Origin of the sequence: Bradyrhizobium sp. AUGA SZCCT0283, assembly GCF_018130385.1 — a bacterium.
GTDB lineage: Bacteria > Pseudomonadota > Alphaproteobacteria > Rhizobiales > Xanthobacteraceae > Bradyrhizobium.
Genome location: NZ_JAFCLU010000002.1, coordinates 422,693 through 431,839, shown reverse-complemented (window position 1 = coordinate 431,839; position 9,147 = coordinate 422,693). Strand labels below are relative to the sequence as shown.

The 9,147-nt window shown below is 61.9% G+C and carries 11 protein-coding genes; 7 read left to right on the top strand and 4 right to left on the bottom strand.

Annotation, left to right across the window (positions count from 1 at the left end; translation table 11 throughout):
• The 4 genes from JQ624_RS05530 to JQ624_RS05515 form a co-directional block, all read left to right on the top strand.
• A partial coding sequence (locus tag JQ624_RS05530; RefSeq protein ID WP_249129404.1) for a hypothetical protein occupies positions 1 to 1,161 on the top strand: 1,161 nt, incomplete at its 5' end.
• A gap of 228 nt (positions 1,162 to 1,389) precedes the next feature.
• On the top strand, positions 1,390 to 1,977 hold the full coding sequence (locus JQ624_RS39485) for a hypothetical protein (RefSeq protein WP_212417822.1): 588 nt from the start codon (positions 1,390 to 1,392) through the stop codon (positions 1,975 to 1,977).
• 458 nt (positions 1,978 to 2,435) lie between these two features.
• Positions 2,436 to 3,560, top strand: coding sequence for a DUF2336 domain-containing protein (locus tag JQ624_RS05520; protein WP_212417821.1), 1,125 nt, complete (start codon positions 2,436 to 2,438; stop codon positions 3,558 to 3,560).
• A 69-nt stretch (positions 3,561 to 3,629) separates the two neighbouring features.
• Positions 3,630 to 3,872, top strand: coding sequence for a hypothetical protein (locus JQ624_RS05515; protein ID WP_212417820.1), 243 nt, complete (start codon positions 3,630 to 3,632; stop codon positions 3,870 to 3,872).
• 79 nt (positions 3,873 to 3,951) lie between these two features.
• Here the strand turns inward: JQ624_RS05515 and JQ624_RS05510 are convergent, their stop codons facing one another.
• Positions 3,952 to 4,113: a DUF2934 domain-containing protein gene (locus JQ624_RS05510; protein WP_212417819.1), complete on the bottom strand. Its 162-nt coding sequence runs from the start codon at positions 4,111 to 4,113 to the stop codon at positions 3,952 to 3,954.
• Positions 4,114 to 4,744: 631 nt separating this feature from the next.
• Here JQ624_RS05510 and JQ624_RS05505 point away from each other — a divergent pair.
• A complete protein-coding gene (locus JQ624_RS05505) occupies positions 4,745 to 4,918 on the top strand; it encodes a DUF3606 domain-containing protein (protein ID WP_212417818.1) in 174 nt (57 codons plus the stop codon).
• 77 nt (positions 4,919 to 4,995) lie between these two features.
• Here JQ624_RS05505 and JQ624_RS05500 read toward each other — a convergent pair whose 3' ends face one another.
• From JQ624_RS05500 to JQ624_RS05490, 3 genes are all read right to left on the bottom strand, one after another.
• A complete protein-coding gene (locus JQ624_RS05500; protein ID WP_212417817.1) occupies positions 4,996 to 5,217 on the bottom strand; it encodes a hypothetical protein in 222 nt (73 codons plus the stop codon).
• Between the two features lie 509 nt (positions 5,218 to 5,726).
• Complete coding sequence (locus JQ624_RS05495) at positions 5,727 to 6,827, bottom strand: glycosyltransferase family 4 protein (RefSeq protein WP_212417816.1); 1,101 nt, start codon at positions 6,825 to 6,827, stop codon at positions 5,727 to 5,729.
• A 45-nt stretch (positions 6,828 to 6,872) separates the two neighbouring features.
• Positions 6,873 to 8,114, bottom strand: coding sequence for a glycosyltransferase (locus tag JQ624_RS05490; protein ID WP_212417815.1), 1,242 nt, complete (start codon positions 8,112 to 8,114; stop codon positions 6,873 to 6,875).
• Here JQ624_RS05490 and JQ624_RS05485 point away from each other — a divergent pair.
• Positions 8,107 to 8,412, top strand: coding sequence for a hypothetical protein (locus tag JQ624_RS05485; RefSeq protein WP_212417814.1), 306 nt, complete (start codon positions 8,107 to 8,109; stop codon positions 8,410 to 8,412). The genes JQ624_RS05490 and JQ624_RS05485 overlap by 8 nt on opposite strands.
• A gap of 70 nt (positions 8,413 to 8,482) precedes the next feature.
• Positions 8,483 to 8,905 (top strand): DUF5413 family protein, encoded by a 423-nt coding sequence (locus tag JQ624_RS05480; protein WP_212417813.1) that lies wholly within the window; start codon positions 8,483 to 8,485, stop codon positions 8,903 to 8,905.
• Positions 8,906 to 9,147: the final 242 nt, after the last annotated feature.

Below are 9,147 nucleotides of genomic sequence, written 5' to 3'. Positions count from 1 at the left end.
CAGATTCCGATGCAGGATGCCGGCTTGCCGCCACCGCCGCCCCGCGAGCGCGGCGGCGGCCCTCGCCGCGGCCCCGAAAACGGCCCGCCGCCGCCACCCGGCATGCGCGGCTTCCGCGACATCGCTGCCGACGCCGACGATCTCGGCCGCGCCGCGGCGCAGGCCAATCGCGCCGCGCGAAAGACCTATGCCAACGTGCCGTCGCCTTCGCCGGAATTCGACCGGCTCGAGCCGAGCATGGAAAACCGCGGCGCCGATCCCGACGCGCCCTATTCGTATGACGAATCGGCGGCGGAGGCCGACCGTTACGCGCCGCAGCCGCCGCAGATGCCGCCGCCGCGTGAGCGCTCGCGGCTGTCGCAGGATCGCGACCGCGAGCCGAAGAAACAGCGCGCCCGCGCAGGCACCGTATTTCCGTTCAAGAGCGCGATCGCGGTCGGCATCGTGCTCATTCTGGTCGGTGCCGGGATCCTGTGGGGCAGGTCGGCGGTCACGGCCGTGGGCGGCCTGTTCAAATCCTCCCCCGTGGTGGAAGCGCCAAAGGATCCGGCAGCACCCCAGTCGCGCCCGAAGATCCCCGATCGCGTCGGTCAGCCGTCGTCGAGCGAGAACGTGGCGCCCGTGGCGCAGCGCGTCGTGCTGTATGACGAGGACCCGTCCGATCCCAAGGGCAAGCAATATGTCGGCTCGGTGATCTGGCGCACCGAACCGATCAAGGCGAGCGGCAACCAGAAGCCCGACGTCGCCGTGCGCGCCGACATCGAGATTCCCGACCGCAAGTTCAAGATGACGATGTCGTTCCGCCGCAATACCGATTCGTCGCTGCCGGCGAGCCACACCGCGGAATTGACCTTCATCCTGCCGCAGGATTTCTCCGGCGGCGGCGTCGGCAACGTGCCGGGCATCCTGATGAAGTCCAACGAGCAGGCGCGCGGCACGCCGCTGGCCGGTCTCGCCGTGAAAGTCACCGACGGCTTCTTCCTGGTCGGCCTCTCCAACGTCGATTCCGACCGCGCCCGCAATTTGCAGCTCCTGAAGGAGCGCTCCTGGTTCGACGTGCCCTTGGTCTATGTCAACCAGCGCCGCGCGATCATCGCGATCGAAAAGGGCGCCCCCGGCGAACGCGCGTTCAACGACGCGTTTGCGTTGTGGGGGGAGTAGCTGGCGGGAGCGCGTTGAGCCAGGAAATCGATCGCTGCACGGCGCCGCGAAAGAGTCCGGCAAGAAAACAGCCTCAGCATTGCACATCGTCCGGCTGAGGCCGTTCTGCGTTCGCCTTCAAGCGAAGCGAGCTGTCACTCGGCGGCGGCGGCGGCTCGCCTCCGCGCGGCGTGGTCGCGGTCCATCACGGCACGGCAGCCTGGACTGACATGCGCGCGGTTCCTGACCATGCAGGCGGTGATTCTCTGGACGTTGGGGACTTCATGGCCGCATAGCCGCATGGCGTCGCCGGTGCACATCTGCTGCGCCTCCGAGAAGGCGAGGCTCGGGCGTGCGGAAAGCGCCGTCGCCGCGAAGGCGATGGCGAAGAGAAGTGCGATTCTGCTGGTACGATGGAAAGTCATCGATGCGTTCCCCAAGATTGCGCGCGCGGTGCTGGCCGCGGTTCACTGGGGGCGCTGCACGCGGTTTGCACTGCCGCACGCGTCATCCATCACACGGGAATCACCCGGTGTGGTTGCTCGATTTCTGCCGATGTTCGAATCAAAAGTGCTGCGCCGCCCTGTTACGAATTATGCGCTAACGCTGCGAAGCTGCAATGGCTCGCGTCAACACTTCCTGGACTGTTGCGTGCACGCCACGTCGACCGAAGCGCAGATGCGCGACAACTCGATTTTGACGCAGCGCATTTTAAGAAGTCGACGCGTTTCGAAGAAGAAGCGGGTGCGGGCCGCTGCGTCTCCGTTCTCGACCGCGGTCGAACAGCCGGCCCGGCGAACGCGTGTCCAATGGCGCGTTTGCGGCGTGGGCGAATGAGCCTCGCTTCCGCCCCCCCGTAACGTCCTGCGCGGCCGCTACCCCACCCCGCTCCATGGCGCGGCCTCCCTGACCCCTGCGATCGCTGAGGTCTTGCGGAAGCGAACGTTGCCCCGGCCCGGCTGCCCCAGCCGGCCGGGCTCGCCTTCCGCTGCAAAACTCAGTATAAATGCGGAAATTCCAGGCTCCGGGACAACCACCCGTTAGGGAAGCCCGGGTACGATCAGCGGCTATTGCTCGCACCCGCCTTATTGCTTTCGTTGGAGTGAAAAGGCTGCCGAAACCGGCCTTTCAAATGGCGCTCAAATGCTTGTTCATTTCGCAGCCGATGAATTCACGAAGACCCCGGCCATCCGCGCGACGGAGCGGCTGCTGGTGGAAGCGTTCCGAACCGGGGGCATGACGCGAACGTCCGGAAATGAGGTCATGCGGCGAGCCGGTGCGGAGGTGGGATAGCCATGCCTGCCGCAACGTCGGACCTGCGCAAGGAATTGAACGGCGCCGAAGAGGATGGACCCGAGCACGATGCCCGGATTTTCGGGGAGGTGACGGACCTGTTCCTGTCCAATGTCGGCCGCCTCGGCGACTCGCAGATCGCAGCCGTCGATGGCGTCCTCGCCCACCTGATCGCGCGGGTGGACGCAACGACCGTGATCCAGCTCAGCGAGGCGCTCGCCACCATCGACCGGGCCCCGCGACAAACGATCCGCCAGCTTGCATTCCACGACCGGCCCCAGGTGGCCGCGCCGGTTCTGAGAAGCTCCAACTGTCTGTCGGACGCGGACCTTCTTGAAATCGTCAAAAGCCGTGGCCAGCAGCATCTGCTGGCGATCTGCGACCGCAAGGCGCTCAACGAAGCGCTGACCGACGCGCTGATGAGATTTGGCGACGTCAACGTCTCCAACGCGCTCGCCCGGAACACGGGGGCGCGTTTCTCCGAATGCGGTTACGCGACGCTGGTGGGGCGGGCGGAGCGTGACGAAGTGCTGGCGGAAAAGCTCGGCGTTCGCCTGGACATTCCCGGCAGCTTGCTGCGGGAGCTCATTGGCAAGGTTGCCGACGTCGTTCGCGCGCGCTTCCTGACGGCGTCGCGGCCTGTCGCGCGCGAGAAAGCCCAAAACTCCGCTGCGGCCGCCGCCGCACAGGGCGGCGTGGCCCGGAAAGCGATTGACTACACCCAGGCGCAAAGCGAAGTCGTTGCGCTCAATCGCACCGGCAAGCTGAATGATTCAATCGTCAACCGGTTCGCGGTGAGGGGTGAATACACCCACGTGGTCGCAGCCCTTGCCTTGAAGGCCGACGTCAAGGTCGAGGCGATCGAACCCTTGCTCGAACCCGACCGCGTCTATGGACTGATCGTCGCCTGCAAGGCCGCCCGGCTGACCTGGTCGACAACGACGATGATCGTCCGCAACCGGCCCAATTGCCCGCCATCCACCGACCGGGAGCTCGAACAATGCGTGGCGGTGTTTGAGTCCTTGTTGCTGTCGGTAGCGCAATGGACCATCCGATTCGGCTCGGATCGGATTCTTGCAAAGAAGAACGACCGCGCGGCTACCGCCAAACTGAGCCAGCCTGCTTAGCGCCGCTTTGCTGCAAGCCGCGTCAAGCTGTCGAAAGGAACAGGGCGGACCTTCGGACGTTTGCTCTTCATGAATGAGATGCAGCCAACCCTGGTCGAGAATTCCTTCCGGATTGCCTGGGACTACCTGGAGGCAACCGGCGAACTTGGCAATCCCGACATTGCGGCTCAGCATCTGCTGGATACGATCGAGATCATGATCCGGCAGGGTGAGAGGCGGCGGCTGTTTCTCTCCAACAGTCCATTGCGTTGTACCAGCGGTTTAGGGTGGAGCGAGGAATGTCCCTCGCCTCAAAGGAACAGGATTGAATGACGCAGGATTTCTCATCTCAGGCATGAGTGGGATGATTTCCGCTAAACCCCATGCGGAGGCATGTCGAGCAGCGCTTCGTTTACAGGGTGTCGGGCGTACGGATCGGAGACGATTTATCCTCGTTTCGCAATTCTTGCTCCGCCTGCTGCCAGAATTCGTCTTCTTTGCCTTTTGGCCTGCCATGACGCTCCCAGATCTCATAAGCGCGCTTCTTGATTTCTTGTTCGGTCGGCTGGGTCATCGCGTTCACCTCCGTTCTCCGTGTGGTGGTCGACGGCAGGCCAATTAAGAACTGCCGCTCTTTAACGTGAGGGTGTTGGCCCTTCCGAAGGCTGCGATCCTCGCTGTCCAGCCAAGGGATCAGCGCGCCACGCCCGTCGCAGCAATCGCTCACGCTCTCTGCTTCCTTCAGGAAGTGCCTCTGCTTTTGCCTTGATTTCAGCGATCCTGCTGGCAATCCGATCAGTCAACGAGGCTGTGTGTTTCACTCGGCGGCGCTGCATGAGGAGCTCCCTTCCTGCAGGAATAACCGGTGAGCTACAGGCCTGTTCCATCGATGAAACAGTCCCGATCCCTCAAAGCCGACCTTTGGATCGAGCCCGTCCGAAAGCCGATGTCCAGACCATGTCGGACGACGCGCGGGACGCAAACCCCGTCGTAGGAACGGCAAGGGCTTAACCGTGTTTCCTCCCCAGTCAGTGGAGTATCGGCGATGGAGCCGGAAATGCGCATGACCAAAGCGGTTGAGAAGGCTCGGGACGTATTTGCCACTATGTCGAGCCCGGCCCTCGCTGCTGCGACAACGCGATCATCAAGCTGTTGGACGTTTTCGACGACGAGGAACGCATCGAAACCGGGCAGGAGGGTGAAGGATGGCCGATCAGAAGCGCCGAGGGCCGCAGGACCGCAGCAAAATCAACATGCAGGAAGCCAGCGAGGTCAAGTGCTGGGCAAGGAAGCTCGGCGTGTCCAGGGAAGAGCTGCAGAAGACAGTCGATAAGGTCGGGAACTCGGCCGCCGCCGTCCGCAAGGAATTGGCGGTGTGATCCGAAGGTGCGCGGTATGCTGGCGATCTCTGGAGCCAGGCTCGCGTGCTGTTCGGTTCTCCATCACGGTGCCGGACTTACGAGATACCCATTTCCTTGATCGTCAGCTCCGAGAGCTGCGTTGGATCCCGGACGCCCCTTTGGCTGATTTCGATGATCTTTTTGGCGATCATCTCGGTTATTGGATCATTCCGGTCGACAAGACCGATGGTGCGCAACGTTTCCTCGTAGGCTGTCGTCAAGCGGGTGATCTCTTCCGGTCCCATCGGCATGTTCTGCAATAGGCGATAAATGGGCATGGCGCAGTCCCTGGTCGAAAGCGGGCAAGCCTAGCACGAGAGCTTATCAGTCGGGAACAAGCGGAAAGTCTCGCGCGTTTCCTCATTAAGGGCAAATGAGGAGGCGCATATGCCGGCCTGTTGCTTTGGGCCGTCCCGACCTTGATCGTTGTCGGAGGCATCGGCTACTATTTCCTTCGTGTCGTTCACTAAGCCGATTGACGTAGGAAGAGGAATAGCCCGAGCCGCAATACCGGCCGGGCCTTTTCGTTAGGGCAGTTCTATAATGACCTGGGACAAGGCAGTGAAACGGGCCGTCATCAGGAACATCTGGCAATGCTGCGGATTATGAATTCGTGCCGAGCCGCCGCTCGGCACAGGTTGGACTAGACGGCCTCGGCTCGCCCCCCGCGCTGGGGCCGTTCTTTGAGGTCACGCAGCTCTGTGGGCGTACTAGATCAAAAAGGCGGGGCGGGAAGCTGGCACCATGCAATAAGAGCGGCCGCCAGCCGGTCCCACCGTGCGGATCGCTACGGGGCCGGAAGACCGTCAGGCACTGAGGGCGGAGGCCGGGCGGGCCTGATGCCGGCATGAGCTCCGCGGGCATCCGGATGGACCAGGGCTTCGTAGTGGTGGAGATACTCCTGCGCCATCCTCCTTGTGGTAAACCTTTTCTCGAACTGCATTCGCACCTGACGCCGATCGAGTTCGGAAAGCCTTCCGATCGCTTCAACGGCTTCTGCTTCCCCCGGCACGACAAAGCCGGTTATGCCGTCGTCGATGACCTCCGGCACTGAGCCGGACTTGAAGGCAATGACGGGCGTGCCGCAGGCCATGGCCTCGATCATGACGAGGCCGAACGGTTCTGGCCAATCAATCGGAAACAGCAACGCCGCGGCATCAGCCAAGAATTGCCGTTTCGTTTCATCATTGACCTCGCCGGTGAGCTGGACCTGCTCTCCGTCGATCTGCGGCTCGAGCTGTTCCTTGAAATATTTCCTTTCGCCCCGCGGCACCTTGGCAGCGATACGAAGCGGCATGTTGGCGGCGCGCGCGATCCGGATGGCGGCTTCCGGTCCTTTTTCTGCCGTCAACCGGCCCAGGAAGGCGAGGTAGGAGCCGCCTTCGAGTGAAGGGCGGAACAGGTCGGGCGGCAGTCCGTGATAAACCGTGCCCAACCAGTTTGCCTCACTCAGGGGGAGGCGCTGATTATCCGAAATCGAAACGAATGGCGCGTCGGGAAAGCGGCGGACCACATCTGAAAAGCCCGGCAAGTCCATGCGTCCGTGGCAGGTTGTCAAAAAGGGCACGCCGAGCCGGCTCAGAAGCGGCAGGTGCAGCCAATCGATATGCATGTGGATGACATCGAAGTCGGTCGCGTGCCGGGCAACCGCTTCCAACAGCGCTGCCTGCGCAACCATCGGGTCCGTCCGTGGGCGGCCGAGGCGGAGAGCCCGCGGCCAGACGGCATGGAGTTGGGCGGAGGTCTTCGAATCTCCGCTGGCGAACAGCGTCACCTCATGCCCCAAGCTTACCAGTTCATCGACCAGCCACGCCACCACACGCTCCGTGCCGCCGTAAAGCTTGGGAGGAACACTTTCGGCCAGAGGCGCTACCTGGGCAATTCGCATCGGCTTTCCACCATCAAGATATCCGGGCTCTCGAACCCAAACCGGTCAGACCACCGGCCGTTCGTATTTGGCCAGCAGGTCGAGCCAATCCTCTAATAGCCGGCTCATCAGAAAGTTCTGCCGTACGCTTTCTTTCGCCCGCGAACCGATTTGCTCCCGGAGTCCGGGATCCTTCAGGAGCTGGACCATTCTTGCGGCCGCCTGATCGGGCGTACTCACGAGAAACCCGTTCCATTCGTCCTTGATCTGATGCCGGATGCCTCCCACGTTGCCGCCGATGACGGCGGCGCCCTTCCACATCGCCTCGGTGACCGTGAGACCAAAACCTTCGCGGGTCGACTTTTGCAGGACGACCGCGGCCGACCGCTGCAGCGCGTTCACCAATGTCGGATCGTCAACCGCGAGAACGATGATGCTCTCATCGGCAGCGCTCTCGATCGTTTCGAGGATTTTCCCGCCCTCCGGATCGTCGGAGGCGTTGTTGCCGACGAGCACAAGCGTACAGTCGACCTGTTCTCTCGCCTTCCGGAAGGCATCAATGACGCCCATCGGATCTTTCCAGCGGTCGAACCTGGAAATTTGCGTCACCAGTGGACGGTCTGTCGGAATTTTGTAGTTGCGCAGGAATTCGAGGATCTCGCGGTCCGACAGTTGCCGGTTTTTCGCGGAGAACGGATCGATCGCCGGCGTGACGAACTGCTGGTCGATCCGAAGCTCCTGGCCGTATTCGGGGAGCGAGAAGATTGCTGCGTTATATTGCTCGATGAACCGACGCAGATAAGTCCATACCGGCGCGTGCGGCGATGAAAGATCGATGTGACATTGCCAAAGCCACGGCATTTCGCGATCGGCGAAATGGCTGATCAGCGGCAGCGGCTGAGGATCGTGGACGATGATCGCGTCGCACTCGTCAAGATGAAGTCGCGTGGCGTTCTCAAACACGACTTGTTCGTAAATTGCTCTTTCAGCGTCCGAAAAATCCACGCTCTCGCCTTGCAGCGTATTATGAAGCTTCTTGGTGCAACCAAAGAAGCCCGGCGTTCCCTGAATCAAGTGCCAGTCGGTTTCGATACCTGTCGCGTTCATCATGAGGGTGAGCGGCGTAAGCAGTTCGGTGACGCCTCCGCCGTAGAAGGTCGAACTGATATGGGCGACCCGCATCGTGCGCACCCGATCGGCCTTCGCGGCTATGCGCTCGACCGTCGCAGCGCCGATCAGCGGCTCGTACTGTTCGAGCGTATGAAGCCCGAGGGTGGATCGTTGGACGGCGGAGCTGAGCATGGACATCGAACGTCGCCTTCACGGTTATCGCATTGCGGCAATCGGCCTCGCGCTTCGGCTACCTTCTCCAGCGCTCAGGGGCGTGCCGCTTTTTCCCGTCAGCAATAAGTCCGAAGGCGCGCGGAAGTTGCCTCAGTCTTGCGTAGGATGCCGCCAACCTGAACAACCGTTCATTTGCCTTACCCACAACCAGTTGAAAGGCGTAGTGCTGCGTCCGCTGCTTGAACATCGCAGGTCTCTAATCTTGCGAGGGGAGATCGAGCGGTACGCCGCTGGCGCCGATGGCGGTTCTCTCATCAACTGAAAGTAGACCGGGCAAATTTACTTGGTCCTAGAGCTGCTGTATGGAGTGAACGGCGCCAGGAGGCAGTTCCATGAAACGCTATTTGATCTTCGGAGCTATCGGCCCGCTCGTCGGCGGGTTTTTGATGCTGTTCGCGACCACGGTGGCTTCGGGCTACTGGACCGAGACCAACTGGTCGGAGATCGGAAAATTCCTCGGCGCGTTCGTCAAGACGCTGCAGTACAGCTATCTGTTCGGCATCGTGCCAGCGCTGATGTTCGGTGCCATCGACGACATTCTCTATCACGTCAAGCGGGTTTCTTTCGTGGCGCGGATACTGCTCGTAGGCGCCATCGGCTTTGCTGCGTCGGAATTAATCTATGGCTCGCGCGGTCCTGATACCGGCGTGATGCAGTTCCTGCTCTACGGCCTTGTCGGCTTGGTGCCCGCGATGCTGTCGTCCTGGCTGGCGCACAGATATGCGGACGTGCCGCAGCCGGTGCATTCGACTTGAGCGCAGCCGGCGCCGCTCGTCTGCGCCCGCCTGATCGGAACCAGGGGCACCCGGAAAACGAGACCGCGGCTGTGCGTGTCAGGGTTTACCTGACCTCAGCCGCCAACGTAGCGCTTGGCAGACTAATGTCAGGCTGGTCCGATCGGGGAATGCAACGTAAGGGAGCCCACAGCGTTGTCAGTCTCGCTGGCGAAAGAACATGCGCGCGTCCAAGATCGCGGAGTTGAGTAACAGGCTTTCCT